Source organism: Pseudomonas sp. Sample_16 (assembly GCF_004307665.1).
In the GTDB taxonomy this organism is placed as follows: Bacteria; Pseudomonadota; Gammaproteobacteria; order Pseudomonadales; family Pseudomonadaceae; genus Aquipseudomonas.
Genome location: NZ_RCOB01000009.1, coordinates 90,826 through 108,404 on the forward strand (window position 1 = coordinate 90,826; position 17,579 = coordinate 108,404).

Genomic DNA, 17,579 nt, shown 5'->3' on the forward strand with positions numbered 1-17,579 from the left:
ACATGTCCCTGCCCTCTGACCACAGCAAGCCATCATTGCCGATCATTCATTTGCTCAGCAGTGGCGGCTTCTATGGGGCCGAGCGCATGCTGCTCGATCATTGCCTGGCGACGCCGGGGCAACACCAGGTGCTGTTTCTCGATGCACCGTACGAGTTGCTTGCCCGGTTTCGCGAGGCGGGGGTCGACTGCCGCGGTTGCACCGGTCTTGGGGCGTTGCTTGCGCATTTGCGTGAGCGACGGACCGAGCGGCCGCTGATCAACACGCACAATTTCAAGGGTCTGTTGTACGGTTGGGTGGGCGCAACCTTGTTGCGCCTGCCGCTGGTGATCACTCAGCACGGCTTCACCCCGCGCAGTCGCAAGCAGAAGTTCTACACCTGGCTGAGCCTGCAACTGTGCCGGACCGCATCGGTCAATCGCGTGGTCTGTGTCGCCGAAAGCATTGCCGCACTGCACCGTCAGGCCAGTGTCTGTGCCGAGAAGCTGCAAGTGATCCCCAACGGCTTGCCCGCCGCCAAGGATCTGCAACCGCACAACGCCCAACGGCCACGCTGGCTGGCCGGTTACGTCGGCCGGCTGAGCAGTGAAAAAGGCCCGGACCTGTTCCTCGATGCGCTGATTCCGCTGTGCCAGCAGTACCCGCAACTGGACGCCGTGATGCTCGGCGACGGCCCGGAACGGGACAGCCTGTTGGCGCGCATCAACGAGGCGGGTTTGCAGGAGCGCATCACGCTGCCGGGGTACCAGAACGACATGCGTGCGTGGTGGCGACAACTCGATGCGCTGGTCATCAGCTCGCGCACCGAGGGCACGCCAATGATTCTGCTCGAAGCCATGCAAGCCGGGGTGCCGGTGGTTGCGTTTGGTGTCGGCGGGATTCCCGATGTGCTGGAAGACCGGCACAACGGCCTGCTGGCAACACCCGCCGACAGTGCCGCCCTCGCCCGGCAGATCGGTACCCTGCTGCGTGACCCGGCACTGGCCCGCAAGCTGCTCGACAACGCACGACGCACACAATTGGATCGCTACGACCTCAAGGCCTTGGCCGAACGCTGGTCGCAGCTTTATATCCGTACTGCACGGGAGGCACGCGCGTGATTTTTCCACTCTCGATCGTCAGTTTTTTCGGTCTGGTCTGCCTCGCTTTGCTGGCCAGCCCTTATCCATTTCTGGCGCCGGGAGCGGTGTTGGGCCTGGTGGGCGTTGCCGTGCTGTTCCGCAAGCCCGCCTGGGGCCTGTTGGGCATTGCGGCGCTGGTGCCGCTCGAAGGGTTCTTCAAGGACAGCGCGCTGTCCGGCACCAAGCTGATCGGCGCGTCGCTGGCGCTGATCCTGATGTTGCAACTGGCCTTGCACCACATTCCATCCGAGCGCTTGCGCAGCAACATCTGGCGCTTGCTGATCGGCTTCATGGCGCTGTATCTGCTGAGTATGCTGACCACCGATGACCTGGGCATGTCGCTGGGGCACCTGCGGGAAATCAGCGTCGGGCTCATTCTGTTCGTGATCACGCTGTTGATCGGCCGTGAATTGAATCTGGATCTGTTCGCCAGGCTGGTGACCCTCAGTGTCACCCTCACCTGCGCGCTGGCGATGTTTTCCAGCAAGTACCAGGATCAGGGCCGCGCCGCCGGTCTGCTGGAAGACCCGAACGCCTTTGCGATGTTGATCGCGTTTGCCGTGCCGCTGGCCTTGTTGCTGATGATCCGCAGCCCGCAAATGTTGCAACGCCTGTTCTGGCTGGGCTGCTTTATCTTGCTGCTGGGCGGCATGACCAAGACCGAGTCCCGTTCAGGCCTGGTGGTGTTGTTTCTCAGCCTGATGATCGGTGCGTGGCACTATCGTGCGCAGCTGCCACGCATTCGCCCGCGTCACCTGGGTTTTGCCATGCTGGGGCTGGCCATCGTGATTCCGTTGGCCATCTACGCGATGCCCGCCGGTTATGTCGCGCGCATCCAGTCTCTGAGCATCCTCAGTTCCGGGGCCAAGGCGCAGGACGAATCTCTCGGGCGCCGCGCCTCGTACATCGTCGTCGGCAGCCAGATGATCCGCGAAAATCCGTTGCTGGGTACCGGCCCCGGAACCTTCCCGCTGCACTACGCCACCACCGGTTACGCCAAGGCGTTCTCCGCCAACCGCAAAGTCGGTGATCTGTACCGCCGTGCCCACAACACCTATCTGGAGATCTTCAGTGAATTGGGGATTCCCGCCGGCCTGTTGTTCGTCGGCATGCTCGCCCTCGGGTTCTACAACTTGATGCGCGCCCGTCGCGCCTGGATGCAGCGGCGCAACTGGCAGCAGGCCGACCTGATGACCCACCTGGGCATGAGTTTCCTGTCATTGACGCTGTTCTTGATGTTCCTCAGTGCCCCGAATCAAAAGTACGTCTGGATCATGCTTGCCCTGACCAGCGTCCTGCGTCTGAAAGCCGAAGAAAGTCCAATCCTGGAGGCCAAGGCATGAGCCGCATCAGTATCGTCATCCCGATGTACAACGAAGCACGGCACATCGCCCGGACCCTGCTGGCAGCGCAACGTGCCGCCAACGTTGCAGACCTGGAATGCGAGTTGATCGTGGTCGACAACGGCTCACAGGATCAGGGTCCGGAGATCGCCCGGCAGTTCGGCGCACACGTGCTGGTCGTTCCGGGTGTGCTGATCGGTGCCCTGCGCAACCGCGGCACAGAGGTTGCCACGGGGGAATGGCTGGCCTTCCTCGATGCCGATATCGAAATGCCTGAAGACTGGCTCACCCATCTGCTGAAACTCGAGGACGCCGGTGTCGCCGATGTGTTTAGCCTGGACTTGCACACCCCGGCGCAGGCGCCCTGGTACGCCACCGCCTGGCAACGGCGCACCCTGCGTCCTTCGCGCCATACCGTGCAATCGGTGGACTGGCTGACCAGCGCCAACCTGCTGATGCGCCGCGAGTGGTTCGACAAGGTCGGCGGCTTCAACGAGACCCTGCGCACGGGCGAGGACAAGGACTTCACCTTGCGTCAGGCCGCCCAGGGCGCGCGGCTGATATCGATCAACGAAAACGTCGCGCTGCACTGGGGTTACGAAATGAACTGGCGCGAATGGATGGGCAAGGAAATGTGGCGCCAGGGCAGCCATCTGCAACTGCTGCGCACCCATGGCCTGAGCCTGCGACTGCTGCGCTTCCCACTGCTGTCGCTGGGTGCCTGGCTACTGGACTTTTTGGCGATATCCGCCTTGCTCGACGGCTTTCCTCACCATGCATTGATCATGGTGCTGCTGACCACAGTACCCGCGCTGGTACTGAGTGTGCGTCAGACCGTGAAACACCGTAATCCGTGCCTGACGGTGCAACTGTGGGGCCTGCACTGGGTGCGCCTGCACCTGGCCGGCGCCGCGTTCATTCTCAGTCTTTGTCATTGGAATGCCAGGAGGCCCGCCCGTGGCTGAATTCATTTTCTGGTTGTGCCTGTTGTTGCCGGTCTACGCCTACCTCGGTTACCCATTGCTGCTGACCCTGCTCGCGCCGCTCTTCGCCGCACGCCGGCATGGTCCGGCGGCGCCAATGGACGTGAGCATCGTGATTGCCGCGCACAACGAGGCGCGGCACATCGAAGAAAAACTGCGCACCGTGCTGGCCCAGGATTATCAGGCGCGTTCGCTGCAAATCATTCTGGCCAGCGATGGTTCCACCGACGACACCGTGGCCTGCGCGCGCAAGGTCGCCGATCCGCGTATTACCGTGCTCGACCTGCCCCGCCAGGGCAAGGCCGCGACGCTCAATGCCGGCGCAGCGCTGAGCCGTGGCGAGATTCTGGTGTTCACCGATGCCGACAATCAATGGTCCCACGACACGCTGGGCCACTTGCTCGCACCACTGGCCGACCCTCAGGTAGGCGCGTGTGCCGGGCACATGCTGATCCCCGTGACCGGCAAAGGCCTGAGCATCGGCGACAGTCTGTATCGTCATTACGAAGGCTGGCTGCGCTACGTGGAAAACCGTACCGGTTGCATGGTCTCCGCTGACGGCGCCCTGCTCGCGCTGCGTCGTGAGTTGTTCCAGAACGTGCCGGCGGAGGTCAATGACGACTTCTTTATCAGCACCTGCGCGCCGGTGGCGTTCAAGCGGATCATCTACGTGCCCGAAGCCCGGGTGATCGACACCGGCGTCGATGAGGCGGACAAGCAATTCCGCCGTCGCCAGCGGGTCACCGTGGGAGGATTGCAGAGCCTGGCCCAGCGTCGCGAACTGCTCAACCCGCTGAAGCATGGCTTGTATGCGATTGCCCTGATCAGCCACAAATTGATCCGCCGCCTGGCGCCGATCCTGTTGTTGCCACTGCTGTTGAGCAATTTCTGGCTGTGGGACGACCACGTTTTCTATCGTTGGACCCTGGTTGCGCAATTGCTCGGATACACCGCGGCCATCATCGGCTTGCTCGACTCGCAGCATCGCTTGCCCAAACCCTTTCGCCTCGCCGCATTCCTCCTGGTGACCCTTGCCGGGATGAGCATCGGTCTGTGGCAGTTCCTGCGCGGTCAGCGTTATGCGCAATGGAACCCCGAGCAAAATCGATGAGAGGCACGTGCCATGGCGATCAAACAATTACTAAAACGCACCAGCGGCTGGCTCTACCTCAACTCCTCGGTGGGGCGCCAGCAATTGCAGGGTGCCGGCGTGATCCTGATGCTGCATCGGGTGCTGGCCAACGACAGCGCCGCCAACCTGCCCCACCGCAATGAACTGTGCGTCGGGCCGCAGGCTTTCGAGCACCTGCTGGCCTGGCTGAAAAAACACTTCGATTGCGTGCCGTTGATGGAAATCCTGCAACCGGGCAGCCTGCGGTCCGAGCGGCCGAGAGTGGCGCTGACCTTCGATGACGGCTGGCGCGACAACGCGGTGAACGCGTTCCCGCTGCTGCACAAATACCAAGTGCCAGCGAGTATCTTCCTGTCCACGGACTTCATCGGCAGCCGCCAGCGTTTCTGGTGGGAAAGCATCGGCGAAACCCTGTGGAACAGCCACGGTGAAAAAGCCCGCATGCACCTGATCGAATGTTTGCAGCAACTGGGTCGGCCACTGCCGGTGCTGTGTGATGACCCGGACGTGCAACGGCGCAGCCTGGCATTGCTGCACTTTCTGCAGAACCTGAAAACCCTGTCTCCTCGCGACCTCAATCGCCTGACCGACGAGTGTCCGCAAGAGTCGTTGCCGCAAGCGCTCGACTGGCAACAGGTGCGTTCGCTGGAGGCCAGCGGCCTGATCCGTTTCGGTCCCCATGGCGCCAGTCACGCGATCCTCACCGGCCTCGACGACCAAACCCTGGACGAAGAACTGACCCGCAGTCGCCAGGCACTGCTCAACGGCTGCAACCGGCCGTTGCCGGTCTACTGCTATCCCAACGGCGACAACGACGAACGGGTGAGGCAACACGTGGCCGACCATGACTTCCCGTTTGCCCTGGGCACCGGCACCGGAATCTACCGAGGCGTCAGCGATCCGCTGGCCCTGCCGCGTTTCGGCGTCAGTCAGCGCACCGCGCGCAACCCGGATTTGTTGTCCTGGCGCATTTACCGTGGGGCTCGCCCATGAGTCGCAGCCATTATCTCAAGCACTTGGCGCTGAGCATGGGCACCAAACTGGCGATGATCGGTTTGCGCCTGCTGCGCAATGTGTTGCTGGCGCGGATTCTCGGGCCGAGCGAACGCGGCCTGTTCGCCTTGCTCAGCACCCTGCCGGACCTGATCAGCGCCGCCACCAGTGGTGGGCTGAATTCGGCGGTGGGTTACCAGGCGGCCAAGCAACGGCCGATGGGCTTGTTGCTCAGCCAGGTATTGGTGTTCGGTTGTCTGCTCGCCGGTTTGTTGACCTTGCTGGTGGTGGCGCTGACCCGTGAGTTCGGCAGCGAACTGGACATCACCACGCAACTCGGCCTGCTGGCCTGGCTGTTGCTGCTCGCGGTGCCGCTGACCGTGCTCAAGAGCGGGCTGCTGACGTTGCACAACGCCTCGGGCGGCGTGGTGGCGTTCAACGTCCTGCGCCTGATCGAGTCGCTGGCACCGCTGCTGCTGTTTCTGGCGTTGTTCTGGATGTGGAAAAGCGCCGCGCTGGAAGCGGCACTGATCAGTTGGCTGGCGGGCATCAGCCTGGTGGTGCTGGTGGGCTGGCTGTGGCTCAAGCGCAATCAACCGCTGACCCTGCAATGGGACCGCGCCAGCCAGAACGAACTGCTGCGCTTCAGCGCCCGCAGCCATCCGGACCTGCTGTTCCAGCAAGTGATTTTGCGCTCTGACTATTTGTTCATCGGCGCCTTGCTCGGCAGCACCGCGCTCGGTCATTACGCCATGGCCAGCGCCGCCGCCGAGTTGCTGCTGATCGTCCCGGAAGCGGTGACCACGCCGTTGATGAAACGCCTGCTGCAACAGGAAGAAGGCATTGAGAAAGTCACGCCCTTGGCCCTGCGCCTGACGGCCACGGTGATGCTCGGCGCATGCCTGACCATGGCGGTGATCGGCGAATGGCTGATCGTCACCCTGTTCGGCGTTGCCTATCAGCCGGCTTATCCCGCCTTGCTCGCGCTGCTGCCGGGGCTGCTGGGCTTGTGCTACGCGAGCATCCTGCGCCTGGATTTGCTGGGCAAGGATCGTCCCGGTTCGATTTCACTGCTGATGGGCCTCGGGGCATTGCTCAACCTGGCGTTGAACCTGGTGCTGATCCCCGCTTACGGCATCGTTGGCGCGGCCGCGGCGTCGTCCATCGCCTACCTGGCGGTGACCATCGCCTTGCTGGTGATGTATTGCCGCCTGAGCCATGTGCCGTTGTGGCAAGTTCTGATCATCCTGCCCAGCGACGTCGCCCCGATGCTGCAAATTCTGCAACGGAAGTCGGCATGAGATATTTTGCCCTGGCGGTGAGTCTGGGTCTGTCGCTCGACGCTTATGCCGGGCCGATGCGCTGGGCCGACATTCGTGACGGCAGCCTGTACCTGCAAGCAGATCGTCCCGATAACGTGACCGTGCGCTGGGTCCCGGCGTGGCAGGCGGATGCCAACGAAGAACGCCTTTACCTGCTCGATGGCAAAGGTCGTCTGGCGGGCGAGCGACTGATCGCCGCCTCTGAAACCCGCGGCACCCAGAGCTGGCCGCTGTTGCCCGGCGCCAGCAGTTATCGACTGGAGATCCCCGGCTACAGCTTCCGCCGCTACAAAGTCGAACATGACGAGCGCACGGTGGCATTGTTCGCCCCGGCCAAAGTGCATTTCAGCGCCGAAACCCGCGATGGCGACGAGCTGTTTTTCAAGGTGGCGGCTGGCGAGCAAGCCGTGCTGGCAGGCAAGTTCCACGGCGGCGTCGGCGCTCTGCAAGCGCAACGTGTCGGCGACGGCAAACAATTGTCGCTGGCACTCAAACCCTACCGTGCCTACTGGCAATTCGATCAGGTCGCCTTGCCCGTGGCCGACACCGAACAGGTCTGGCGACTGCGCCTGCAAGGCAGCGGTAAGGCAGCGTTCTGGCTCGATGGTACGGCCAACCTGTTCGCGCAGAATCCGCAGCAGCTCAAACCGGTGCGTGAGGACGACGGTGAAACCCGGCTGACCGTGCACAAGGACGTGCTCGGCAACACACCGAACCTGGGTATCGCCCTGCCCTACGTGATGCCGCCGCCATCCAGTTATGCGGTGCTCGACGCCATCAAGCCCCAGGCCGGCGCTTACTACAGTTTCGTCGACATCACGGCCAAACAGCCGCATTACGAAGACGCGTTCCGCCGGCTGTATCAGGATCGCTTCGGCATTACCCAGGACATCACCCTGCTCGCCGGCAGTCAGCGCCAGGCCGATCTGCGCGCCGACACCACCAGCAACGCCGGCCTCGACGCCTGGCTCGCCGCGACCCGCGCACTCGGCGGCAAAGGCACCCATTACATCGGTTTTGCCGATGAGCCGAACCTCAACTACCCGGACTACGCCAGCTATCAAAGCATTTTCACCAGCATGGCCCGTCAGGTGCGCAGTAATCCGGACAACGCCAAGGCTGGCGTGCGCATCGCCATGCCGGCCAGTTCGCGGCTGGTCAACGGCCCGTTCGCCGACAACGCCGCCGACAAGCGTGGTATCGACTGGGCCAGACGCCTGCTGAAGGAGTCCGGCGATCAGATCGATGCCCTGGCCTGGCACGAGTGGATGATTCGCGATCTGCTGGCCACCCGGGTTTATCGCGACAGCGTGCGGCGCGCCGCCGACCTTGTCGGGATCGACGCCAACGGCCGGCCCCGCAAGGCCTTGCTGCTGGACCAGACCAACCTGTCCAGCGGATCAAGCCTGAGCCCTTATGATCAGGAAACCCACTTCACCTCGTTGTGGTGGACTTCAGTGGTGATCAACGCGTCCCAAGACGGTTTGCTGGAGATGCTCAACTGGTTCCAGGCCGCCGACGAGCCTGAATACCCCAAGGGCATGTTGCGCATGCTGGGCGACGACCATTTCGAACTCAAACCGGTCGCCCTCGCCCAGCAGTTCATCGGCCAGCATTGGCTGCAGCGTGTGGTGCGCCTGGAAAACAACGCGTTCGAGGTCGATGTGCTGGCCATGGCCGACGACCTCAAACGCAGCTTGCTGGGGGTCAACAAAGGCTCGCGCTTGCAGCATGTCAGCCTCAATGGCGCGGCATGCCCACTAGCCGCTGGCTCATTGCGCTACTTCGGCGCGGACAACCGCAGCCGCGACGCACCGTTCAAATGCACCGACGGTCGCGTGAGCTTCGAGCTGCCAGGGCAAACCCTTTTCACCTTGAGCTGGAACGCTTCATGACTGTCGCTCGATTGCCTGGCCGCGCCGGCATTTTGCCGTGCGCTGGTTTACTCCACTTGCGGGACTGTCCGCCAGGAGCCAATAACATGAGTGCATTGCAGAAGCTCAGCCAACACATCAGACAAAAAGGCCTGCGTGCCACTGTTAAAAAAGTGTGGAGACTGTTTGTGTTTTCCCATCAGGAACTGCTGTGGATGGAACGCGACCTGGTCAGCCCCATTCCACCTTACAAACTCAAATCCTATCCGCCGCTGCAAGTGGTCAGCATTACCCCGGAAAACGCCGTGGCCTTCACCCGCTATTTCGGCGACCGCGTGGAAACCATGGCCGAGCTGGCCCGCGAAGGTCACACCGGGCAGATGCATCTGGATGAAAAGGGTGACGCCGTGGCGTTTATCTGGGGTGCCGTACGCAACTACCACGACCGCCACTACTACGGATGCTGGTTTCCGGTCAAAGAGGGCGAGTTCTTCGAATTTGGTGGTGAACTGAGCCGGGGCTACTGGGGTACGTCGCTGTCGATGGACCTGCAAACCGAGCTGTGGAAAGCCATGCATGCCCAAGGCTGCGACAAGGTGGTGGACGTGTGCGAGTGGAGCAACGTCCCGGCCCTGAAGCTGCACATTCGCACCGGCTACAACGAACAGGGGCGCATCATGAACATTTATAAACTGTTTGGTCGCTGGCGTTTTTACCGTGAAACCCGCTACACCGGCTCGCGCCTGGATGCCTTGCGCAAACCGGAACGTTCACCTTCACCTGCTTCGGTGGCCTGAGCCTATGACCGTGCGATTTGAATGGCGTACTTCGCTGTGCGCCGCAGACTTTCCCGCTGCGGCCTATGAAGCGCTGCGCCTGCGAGTGATGGACCACACACCGTTCAACGCACTGGCCTGGATGGCTGCGTCGCAACAGGCACTGACGGCTGGCGAACGGCTGCACGTTTTGCTTGGCTGGCAGGCCGGTGAACTGGTGCTGTGCCTGCCCTTGGTCGCGTCCGTCGAACGGTTCGGCGGCTTGCCGTTTCGGGTATTGCATCACTTGGGCTTTCCCTTGGCCGATCGTCTTGCGCTGTTGGCGACCGTGGATGCCGAAGGCCTGCGCAAGGCGTTGACCGAGATTCGTCGGTGCTTGCCCCATGCCCTGCTGCAACTCAATGAACTGGCCGGCGAAGACCATGCACTGAGGTCATGGTTCGCGCGCAGCTCGACCGCCGAGCGCCGCCTCGGTTGTCGGGTGCCAGTGCATTTGATCACCGATGCCGATCGCCAGGAAGTTTCCGGCGACCCGCGCTACAAACTGCGCCGGGCACGCAAGCGTATTGCCGCCTGTGGCGCACAGGTCCGCCGTATTACCCCCGATGCAACGACCATGGGGCCGCTGCTCAAGGCCATCGCCGAAGTGGAAGCGGTGAGCTGGAAAGGTGATGAAGGCGTGGGCATTTTTGCCGATGAACGTCGCCGCCAATGGATGGAAAAAGCCTTCACCGCCCTCGCCGCCCAAGGTCTGGTGCGCGTGGTGACACTGGAACTGGACGGGCGTTGCATCAGCTATCGCCTCGGTTTGCTGGAACAGGGTCGGTTGTACGACTACAACCTCGCGTTCCTGCCGCAATATGCCGATCTGGGCAGCGGTCGGGTGCTGCTCGAAGAATGGATCCGCTGGGGCCTGGACGATAACTGGTACTGGATCGATGCGTCGCGGGTCAGCCTGGAAAATTCCAGTCATCAACTGCATGAACGCATGACCGGGCACATGGAACACTGGCGCTGGAGCTTTTACTCCTGGCGCCCGAGCGGGTTGGTGCTGGGCCTGGGGTTGCGTGTCTGGCAGCAAGTCAAACCCCTGATGCAGCAGTGGCGGGCGAAACGAAGGACCGCGGCCAGCAGCCCTGCCCCGGTCACCGCACCGGTGGTCAAGGCGCCGGCTTGCACCGAAAAACTCATGGAGGGCGAACATGCCACAGCAAGTCATAGTCAACGCTGACGACTTCGGCCTCAGCGCCTGCGAAAACGCAGTGATCCTGGGCGCATTCCAGGCCGGGGTCATCAGTTCCGCGACCGCCATGGCCAACATGCCGGCCTTCGAAGCGGCGTGTGTCCTGGCCCAGCATCCGTTGCTGGCAGGGCGCATCGGCCTGCACTTCAACCTGACCTACGGCCGCCCGTTGAGCCGACGCATTCTCTCGCGCAGGACCTTCTGTGACAGTGCCGGCGTGTTTGACCTCAACCTGTCGCGCACGCGCCTGTGGCTAGGGCGTCAGGATCGCCTGGCGGTCGAGGAAGAGCTCGAGGCCCAATGGCAACGTTGCCTGGATAACGACGTGCGCCCCAGTCACTTGGACTCCCATCAACACGTGCACAACATCTGGCCCATCGGCGAGATCGTTGCGCGTTTCGCGGCCCGGCAAGGCGTGCCCGTGCGGCTGGCGCGCAACCTGGGGCAAAACCTCAGCCTGCCCAAACGCCTGTTCAAACAATTGCTCAACCACCGCTTGAACAGCCTGGCCGGTGCAACCGCCGACTACGTCTGCACCCCGGTGGATCTGCGCAACGCTGCGCCACCCAGCGAAGGCTTGCTGGAAATTGTCGCCCACCCCAATCAGCTCGGCGCCGATTTCGGCGATGCCTATCTGGATCAGGGGGAGTCATTGAGCGTCCTGCTCGAACAACGCCTGCCCGGGGTACCCAGGGTGGCTTACAGCGAAGCTTGCAACTGTCCGTCAATACCTTCATCCAACACACGGCCAACCTGGCCAAGGAGGGCTTCATGAGCCTGATCCAGCAACTGCGCGAACGAATCAAACAAAAAGGCTTGAGCCGCACGTTCAGCACTCTGTGGAAACGCTATGTGTTTTTCCACTGGGAGTTGTTGTGGATGGAGCGCGACCTGGTCAGCCCCGTACCGCCGCACAAGTTGCGTCCTTACTCCGGGGTGCGCCAGGTCATCATCACCCCGGAAAACGCCACGGCGTTTGCCAAGCATTTCGGTGACCGCGTGCAAACCATGGCCGAACTCGCCGCCGAAGGTCACACCGGGCACATGTACGTGGACGAAGACGGTCATGCCATAGGCTTTATCTGGGGCAGCACGCGTGATTACCACGACCGCCACTATTACGGTTGCTGGTTTCCGGTCAAACCCGGTGAGTTCTTCGAGTTTGGCGGGGAAATGATCCGCGCCTATTTCGGCAGCAGCCTGTCCGTGGACGTCCAGGTCGCGTTGTGGGAAGCGATGGCGGCGCAAGGCTGCAACAAGGTGGTGGATGTGTGCGAAACCCACAACATCCCCGCGCTGAAACTGCACATCCGCATGGGCTATCAGGAACAGGGGCGAGTCACCCACGTCTACGGCCTCTTTGGTCGCTGGCGCTTCTTCCGCGAAACCCGCTACAGCGGCTCGCGCCTCGACCCGTTGCGCAAACCGGGCCGGCCAGTGGTGACGGCAGCGGCTCAGGCTTGACCGAATGACCCGATGGGGCCGCTACGGCTCCATCGGCGGTTAGGCCCGCCCACACGAATTACCGAAAAAACTCAGGCAAGCGCGGAAATGTCTGACTGCTCATCCGTATCCATTTGGATACATTCGAGCGATGAATTATCTTGTCCAGCAAACCGGCATTTTCGCCGCATGGCATACCTCCGTTCGCGATATGCGGGCAAAGGTTGCAATAGCCCGTCGCATTGATCGAGCCGCCGCGGGCAACCTTGGCGATATCAAGGCAGTGGGTAATGGCATCTCCGAAATGCGCGTGGACGTTGGTGCCGGGTGCCGCATTTACTTCACGATGAGAAACGGTGTCGTCATCATCCTGTTGGCTGGGGGTGACAAATCAACTTAAACCGCTGATATAAGACACGCAAAAAAATTGGCAAAGGAGGTTTAACCATGAGCCAGACTTTGACTGACTTCGATATGACCACACTGCTCGACAGCGATGAAGCCATCAGTGAGTACCTCTCCCAAGTGCTGGCTGAAGGTGACAACGAGGAGTTTCTTCGAGCAATTGGCTACGTGGTAAAAGCCCGCGGCATGACACAAATAGCCAAAGACGCCGGGATGGGGCGCGAAAGCCTGTACAAGGCTTTCGCGCCAGGGGCGAAACCACGTTTCGATACGGTGTTAAAAGTCATTCATGCGCTGGGCATTGAGCTTTGCGCGCAACCGGGGCATGTCGCCGTGACCACGGCGGCTCAGGCTTGACCTGAAGCCTTGCGCCAACGGCGTCGCTTCATTCGCGAGCATGCGGCCACCTCAAAACCTGTAGGAGCACGGCTTGCCGGCGATGACGGCGGCACCTTCAACATGATCGGTGACTGACATTCCGCCATCGCCAGCAAGCTGTGCTCCTACAGGGGCTTTGCGTCCAGCACAAAAACTGCGGCCACCTCAAAATCCGTAGGAGCGCGGCTTGCCGGCGATGGCGTCAGTCCAGGTGCCCCGCCCTTCAGCGTTTCACCGCAACCATCGTAAAACACATCGGCAACTGCGCTTCCTGTTGCTGATAGAGGTCATAGAGCTCTTCGCGGTTGGAATGCGGGTATTCCTTGAAGTGGTTGATCTGCAGTCCGGCAGCAATGGCACCCTTGAGGATGTCGCCCAGGGTGTGAACGAACCAGTAGGACGGGGATGCCGGTTGCTCGACTTTGCCTTCATAGACGATCGGCTCGTTTTGCACGAAAGGCTCCCGGCGAAAATACGAGGAACTCAAGGCAAAGGGATCGGCTGAGTCGGGATCGAACATTTCCAGAAACGGATGGGTTTCGTAGATTATCAAGGCCCCGCCCGGCTTGAGGGTTTGCGCCGCATGTTGGAAGAATTCGGCTATGTCCGGCATCCAGTTCAAGACGCCGATGGTGATCAGGGCTACGTCGAAGCGCCCCTTCAGTTGCAGCGGCAAATGATGAATGTCGGCTTTGATGAACTCAGGCTCGTGGGGCGAGCGTGATGCCAGTTCTCGCGCCTGGCCGAGAAACGCTGCGGACTGATCGACCCCTGTCACATGCCTCGCCCCCAAGGCGAACAGGGAAAGGCTTTCGCGGCCGTTGTTGCAGCCCAGTTGCACCACTTCCTTGCCATCAATACCGACTTCCGTCAGCACACCGGTCAGGGTCTCATCAAGGCAGGTAAAGTCCGCGCGCGCCACGGCGATCCAATGTTGCTGCCATTCGGCAGATTCCTTGTGATGGCGAGCGGAGTCATTCCAGGCATCGCGGTTGCTGGCGATGGCTTGTTCTTTTGTCGGCATTTCCATTGCACACTCCAGAATCGGGTCAATGATTGACGGCCCGAGTCTAGATCATCTCGGTTTAAAGCCTCTTCGTGGCTTTGTTGCGATCTTGTAAACAGGCAACGCCGACGCCCGCCCACGGGAGCGCTATAGTTAATGACCTCGGGGGAAATGCGGATTAACCGATTTCGCAGGTGCTGCCATGAACAAGACCGGACACACGCTGTTGCTTGCCCTTTGCCTGACTGCCACCGGCGTCGCGCTGGCGGACGACAGCCTGATGCAAACTGACCAATCGAACACTGAATTCCACTATTACGGGGCTGACCAGCCTTTCGCCCACCCCGCCCCACCTTCTCTGAGCACCGTGCCGCCGGGCGCGTACATCCCGACTTCACCCCAGACCTTCATTCCGGTGTCCAGCGAGCACGTGTTTTCCGACTCGCAGTTGCCGACGGTAGCGGACGCCACCGTGCGCGTGTTCATCCGCACCTACGATGCGGCTCGCGGTGTCTACGTCAACCATGAAGTGATCGACCCGACCTGCATGCTGGCTTGCCTGAGCGCTCCGGGTCCGTCCTTGTAACCCGGCGGCTTCTGCCTACCACTGCCGTTTATCCGGACGCGCGAGGCCGAGCTTTTCGATCCGGTAGCGCAACATGTCGCGGCTCAGGCCCAGCAGGCGCGCGGACTTGGTGACGTTCCAGTCGGTCTTGTCGAGCATCTTGCGCACCATGTCACGCTCGACCTCCGGCAGGTTCATCGATTCGGTGCCGTTGTAGGTCGGGCGTGGTTCGCTGGGCGGCAGTTCATGCTGAAACATCGCCGGCTCGTCCACCAGGCTCATGCAGACGTTCAATTGATGCGCGGCGATGGTGTCGCTTTGCGCCAGCAACACGGTTTGTTCCAGCATGTTGCGCAGCTCACGCACATTGCCCGGCCAGGTGTAATTGAGCAGCAGCTCTTCGGCCTGGTCGCTGAAATGCAGGTTCGGCTTGCCGTAGCGCTTGCCATGGGCAGCCAGAAAGTGTCGGGCCAGCAACAGGATATCTTCGCCACGGGCGTACAGGCGCGGCACCTTGATCGAAATGATGCGCAGGCGGAAAAACAGGTCGCGGCGGAATTTGCCCTGTTGAACCATTTGTTCGAGGTTGCAGTTGGTAGCGCTGATCACCCGCAGATCGACCTTGCGTTCCTTCACCGAACCGACCCGGCGGATGGTCCGGTCTTCGAGCAGCTTCAACAGCTTGGCCTGCAGGATCAGGTCCATCTCGCCGATTTCATCGAGAAACAATGTCCCGCCATCGGCCGCTTCCACCAGCCCCAGCCGACGATCCTTGGCATCGGTAAAGGCGCCTTTCTCGTGCCCGAACAGCTCGGACTCCACCAGGTTGGAGGGGATCGACGCGCAGTTGAATTCAATGAACGGGCCTTTGTTGCGTGGGCCGTCGAAATGCAGTGCCCGGGCGACCAACTCTTTGCCGGTACCGGTTTCGCCTTCCACCAGGACCGGCGGCAGGTCGCTGTTGGCCATGCGTCGCTCGGCGTCGAGCAACTGGGCGATGGTGCCCTTGAGGTAGACCATGGGCGCGGACTCACCGATCAGCGCCTGAACCCCGGATTTCTGCGCCTCGCGCTCCTGATAGAACGACAGCGTGCGTTCCATCCGGTCGGTGGCCAGGGCCTTGTCCAGCAACAGCTTGAGTTCGGGCAAAGCCACCGGTTTGGTAACGTAGTGGAAAGCCCCCTCTTTCATCGCCACCACGGCGTCTTCGACATTGCCGTAGCCTGTCATCATGATCACTTTCATATCCGGCGCGCTGATGCGCAGCTTCTGGATCAAGCCGTGACCGCTCATGCCTGGCAACGAATTGTCGGTGAGCACCACATCCGGTGCGAACGTCTTCAATTGCTCAAGTGCGTCTTCGGCCGAGTGGCAGACCGTTACCTCGAAGTCCTTGCGCTCCAGGTAGGTCTGAATATTCTCGGCAAGCAGCTCATCATCCTCGACCAGCAGTATGCTGTGTTCCATATTCCCCTCCCGTTGCCACTTTGAAATTGAGACAAACGCGGGTTCCTTCCTGCTCCTGGCTGGTCAGTTCGACCGAGCCTTGGAAACGCTCCATTATTCTTTTGACCAGGGCCAGGCCCACGCCCAGCCCCCCTTGTTTGGTGGTGAAGAATGGCTTGAAGACCATTTGCTGCTGTTGTTTGCTCATGCCCTTGCCGGTGTCATTGAGGATCATGCTCACCTGATCGGCCGACGGTTGCTCAATCTCAATGCTCAACACGCCGCCCTTGGGCATGGCTTCCAGGGCGTTGGCGAACAGGCTATTGAGAATCTGTGTAAGCAGCACCTGTTGGCTGAGGACCGGAGGGACTGTCGTCGGGACGAAACGCACCTCGACGTTCGAGCGTTTGATCTGCGGTTCGAACGCATTCAAGGTGTCATCGATGGCCAACACCAGGTCCACGTTTTCAAAGTCGTCGTTGACCGGTCGCAACGACACCAGCAATTCGCGCACCCAGCGCGACATGCGGTCGACCTGGTTGATGATGTCGCCGATATTCTTCTGCGCAGTCTGGCTGGCGATTTCCTGGGCCAGCTCGGCACTGGAACGAATATTCGCCAACGGATTGCGCAGACTGTGCGCCACTGCCGAAGACATTTCGCCGAGGGCGACAAAGGTTTCATTGGCCACCAATTGCTTTTGCTGACTCTGCAACAACATCGCTGCACGGCGTACGATCCAGAATAGACCCAGGTAGATGACCGCCCCGCCGAGTAACGTCGCCAGCCAGATCGCCTTGAACCCGCGCTGGATGCGTTCAACCAGGTCCACCGGTTCCTTGTAGATCTCCACCATGGCGATCACTTTGCTTTTGTCGGCATTGAACATCGGAATGTAATTTTCGATGAACAGGTATTGGGGTTCACGCAACAGACGCTGTTCGGGACGTTCCTCATCGATTTCGTGGTAGCTGGTGGACACTGCTTCTTTCATTTCGAAGGACTCGTCCAGTTCCTCGTCATCTTCGATGCGCACACCGATCAGCTCCGGGTTGGTTGACCAGACCACGGTGCGATCCAGCGCATACACCGTCGCCAGCAGTATGCCCGGCAGGTGTTCCACATGATCGAGAAACTCAATGCGCGCAGCGGCACGGGTTCCAGGATCGACATCGGGGTAGGCGTTTTCTTGCCGTGGGTCGAGCATCTCGCCCATGGTCCGGTTGGGAGAAATTGAAGCATGGCGAATTTCCGCATCGCCAATCGCCTGAATGAACTGCGCAGTCAGCATCGAATCGCGCTCGATACTCTCCTCAACCACGAAGCGCGTAGAGACGTAACCGAGCCCCAATGCCACGGCGGCAATAATGAGAAAGCTCGCCAGGGAAAACCAGCGCACCAGATTGAAGGGCGGACGCCAATCCTTACCCTCTGCCGCTGCCGGTACTGTCGGGACAGCTGCATTTTGTTCTTCCAGTGTCTGCATGGGACTGTCCTGGTCGCGGGTTAGAAGCCTTTTCAGCCGTGTTTCGAATCAGTGTAGGTGGCA

17 protein-coding genes are annotated in these 17,579 nt (G+C 61.0%); 14 read left to right on the forward strand and 3 right to left on the reverse strand.

The window, feature by feature from the left end:
* Window positions 1-2 precede the first annotated feature (2 nt).
* The 13 genes from D8U69_RS01115 to D8U69_RS01175 all read left to right on the forward strand — a co-directional run bounded on the left by D8U69_RS01115 (window position 3) and on the right by D8U69_RS01175 (window position 12,992).
* The gene (locus D8U69_RS01115) at window positions 3-1,100 is read left to right on the forward strand and encodes a glycosyltransferase family 4 protein (RefSeq protein ID WP_130906490.1); all 1,098 of its coding nucleotides are present in this window, start codon (window positions 3-5) and stop codon (window positions 1,098-1,100) included.
* Window positions 1,097-2,464, forward strand: a complete 1,368-nt coding sequence (locus D8U69_RS01120; RefSeq protein ID WP_056856845.1) for an O-antigen ligase family protein — start codon at window positions 1,097-1,099, stop codon at window positions 2,462-2,464. The genes D8U69_RS01115 and D8U69_RS01120 overlap by 4 nt, the downstream gene beginning before the upstream one ends.
* Window positions 2,461-3,429: a glycosyltransferase gene (locus tag D8U69_RS01125; RefSeq protein ID WP_130906491.1), complete on the forward strand. Its 969-nt coding sequence runs from the start codon at window positions 2,461-2,463 to the stop codon at window positions 3,427-3,429. Before D8U69_RS01120 ends, D8U69_RS01125 begins: the two co-directional genes overlap by 4 nt.
* A complete protein-coding gene (locus tag D8U69_RS01130; RefSeq protein WP_056856847.1) occupies window positions 3,422-4,558 on the forward strand; it encodes a glycosyltransferase in 1,137 nt (378 codons plus the stop codon). The genes D8U69_RS01125 and D8U69_RS01130 overlap by 8 nt, the downstream gene beginning before the upstream one ends.
* Window positions 4,559-4,570: 12 nt before the next feature.
* Window positions 4,571-5,572, forward strand: a complete 1,002-nt coding sequence (locus D8U69_RS01135) for a polysaccharide deacetylase family protein (RefSeq protein WP_056856848.1) — start codon at window positions 4,571-4,573, stop codon at window positions 5,570-5,572.
* A complete protein-coding gene (locus D8U69_RS01140) occupies window positions 5,569-6,873 on the forward strand; it encodes an oligosaccharide flippase family protein (RefSeq protein ID WP_056856849.1) in 1,305 nt (434 codons plus the stop codon). Before D8U69_RS01135 ends, D8U69_RS01140 begins: the two co-directional genes overlap by 4 nt.
* Complete coding sequence (locus D8U69_RS01145) at window positions 6,870-8,789, forward strand: hypothetical protein (protein WP_130906492.1); 1,920 nt, start codon at window positions 6,870-6,872, stop codon at window positions 8,787-8,789. The genes D8U69_RS01140 and D8U69_RS01145 overlap by 4 nt, the downstream gene beginning before the upstream one ends.
* Before the next feature lie 86 nt (window positions 8,790-8,875).
* Window positions 8,876-9,565, forward strand: a complete 690-nt coding sequence (locus D8U69_RS01150; protein WP_130906493.1) for an N-acetyltransferase — start codon at window positions 8,876-8,878, stop codon at window positions 9,563-9,565.
* A gap of 4 nt (window positions 9,566-9,569) precedes the next feature.
* Window positions 9,570-10,775, forward strand: a complete 1,206-nt coding sequence (locus tag D8U69_RS01155; protein WP_130906494.1) for a GNAT family N-acetyltransferase — start codon at window positions 9,570-9,572, stop codon at window positions 10,773-10,775.
* Window positions 10,747-11,562 carry a ChbG/HpnK family deacetylase gene (locus tag D8U69_RS01160; protein ID WP_056856922.1) on the forward strand — a complete coding sequence of 272 codons (816 nt, stop codon included), beginning with the start codon at window positions 10,747-10,749 and terminating at the stop codon, window positions 11,560-11,562. Before D8U69_RS01155 ends, D8U69_RS01160 begins: the two co-directional genes overlap by 29 nt.
* The gene (locus tag D8U69_RS01165) at window positions 11,559-12,251 is read left to right on the forward strand and encodes an N-acetyltransferase (RefSeq protein WP_130906495.1); all 693 of its coding nucleotides are present in this window, start codon (window positions 11,559-11,561) and stop codon (window positions 12,249-12,251) included. The genes D8U69_RS01160 and D8U69_RS01165 overlap by 4 nt, the downstream gene beginning before the upstream one ends.
* A 130-nt stretch (window positions 12,252-12,381) precedes the next feature.
* A complete protein-coding gene (locus D8U69_RS01170) occupies window positions 12,382-12,630 on the forward strand; it encodes a type II toxin-antitoxin system RelE/ParE family toxin (RefSeq protein WP_130906496.1) in 249 nt (82 codons plus the stop codon).
* Between the two features lie 47 nt (window positions 12,631-12,677).
* Window positions 12,678-12,992 (forward strand): addiction module antidote protein, encoded by a 315-nt coding sequence (locus D8U69_RS01175; RefSeq protein WP_056856855.1) that lies wholly within the window; start codon window positions 12,678-12,680, stop codon window positions 12,990-12,992.
* Window positions 12,993-13,236: 244 nt separating this feature from the next.
* On the opposite strand, the gene D8U69_RS01180 is transcribed toward D8U69_RS01175, so the two are convergent.
* The gene (locus D8U69_RS01180) at window positions 13,237-14,043 is read right to left on the reverse strand and encodes a class I SAM-dependent methyltransferase (RefSeq protein WP_130906497.1); all 807 of its coding nucleotides are present in this window, start codon (window positions 14,041-14,043) and stop codon (window positions 13,237-13,239) included.
* Between the two features lie 178 nt (window positions 14,044-14,221).
* Between D8U69_RS01180 and D8U69_RS01185 the strand changes: the two genes are divergently transcribed.
* Window positions 14,222-14,605, forward strand: a complete 384-nt coding sequence (locus D8U69_RS01185; protein WP_056856857.1) for a hypothetical protein — start codon at window positions 14,222-14,224, stop codon at window positions 14,603-14,605.
* Between the two features lie 15 nt (window positions 14,606-14,620).
* Here D8U69_RS01185 and D8U69_RS01190 read toward each other — a convergent pair whose 3' ends face one another.
* Complete coding sequence (locus D8U69_RS01190; protein ID WP_056856858.1) at window positions 14,621-16,051, reverse strand: sigma-54 dependent transcriptional regulator; 1,431 nt, start codon at window positions 16,049-16,051, stop codon at window positions 14,621-14,623.
* A complete protein-coding gene (locus D8U69_RS01195; protein WP_130906498.1) occupies window positions 16,020-17,516 on the reverse strand; it encodes an ATP-binding protein in 1,497 nt (498 codons plus the stop codon). The genes D8U69_RS01190 and D8U69_RS01195 overlap by 32 nt, the downstream gene beginning before the upstream one ends.
* Between the last annotated feature and the right edge of the window lie 63 nt (window positions 17,517-17,579).